This is a genomic window from Phycicoccus jejuensis (genome assembly GCF_000720925.1).
Classification (GTDB): Bacteria; Actinomycetota; Actinomycetes; order Actinomycetales; family Dermatophilaceae; genus Phycicoccus; species Phycicoccus jejuensis.
On the sequence record NZ_JOEE01000037.1, the window covers coordinates 1 to 764 of the forward strand.

Genomic DNA, 764 nt, shown 5'->3' on the forward strand with positions numbered 1-764 from the left:
AACAGCAGCTACGCCGGCGCCTCCCAGACCTTCGCCGACGGCGCCAAGGCCAACCTCAACGCCACCCTCAAGAACAACAACGCCTCCCACCGCATCGGCAGCGGCGGCTCCTCGTCCGGGTTCCTCCTGCCCTTCCCCTGCGGCGAGAGCTGGGAGGGCCAGACCCGCAGCAACCACAGCCCGTCGCTCGCGGTCGACTTCAACCACTACCCCGACGACCTCGGCTGGAAGGTGTACGCGTCCGCGCCGGGCACCGTGACGACCGTGGCCAACCTCGGCAACACCTCGTACGGCCGGTACATCGTCATCTCGCACGCCGGCGGCTACAAGACCTACTACGCCCACCTCAGCTCGCAGGACGTCTCGGTCGGGCAGAGCGTCACCGCGAAGACGATGATCGGCCGCGTCGGCAGCACCGGCGGGTCCACCGGCCCGCACCTGCACTACGAACAGCGCCTCAACGGGACCGTCGTCAAGGCCACCTTCAAGGACGGCAGCCCGGCGTACCCGAACAACACGACGACCCTCCAGCGCAAGCAGTCCTGCCCGTGAGCGCCCTGACCCGCGCCCGCTGGGCCGCGGTCGCCGGGGCGGTGGTCGTCGCGACGGGTGTCGTGGCGACCCCCGCCCAGGCGGCCTCCCGCGACGGCGTCTGCGACACCGGAGAGTTCTGCCTCTTCTACAACAGCGACAACGCCGGCGCCGTCAGCGACTTCACCACCTCGATCGCCGACTACGGCACCACCCAGCCCTCCTGCTACGAC

At 69.9% G+C, this 764-nt stretch carries 1 protein-coding gene and 1 pseudogene; both read left to right on the forward strand.

All coding sequences use genetic code 11. The annotated features are described in order from the left end of the window. Positions 1 to 552: M23 family metallopeptidase (locus IG69_RS0119480; RefSeq protein ID WP_036830682.1), on the forward strand; the 552-nt coding region annotated here is incomplete at its 5' end. Then, a pseudogene (locus IG69_RS0119485) lies at positions 549 to 764 on the forward strand (phage tail tip lysozyme); the annotation flags it as partial. The gene IG69_RS0119480 and the pseudogene IG69_RS0119485, both read left to right, overlap by 4 nt.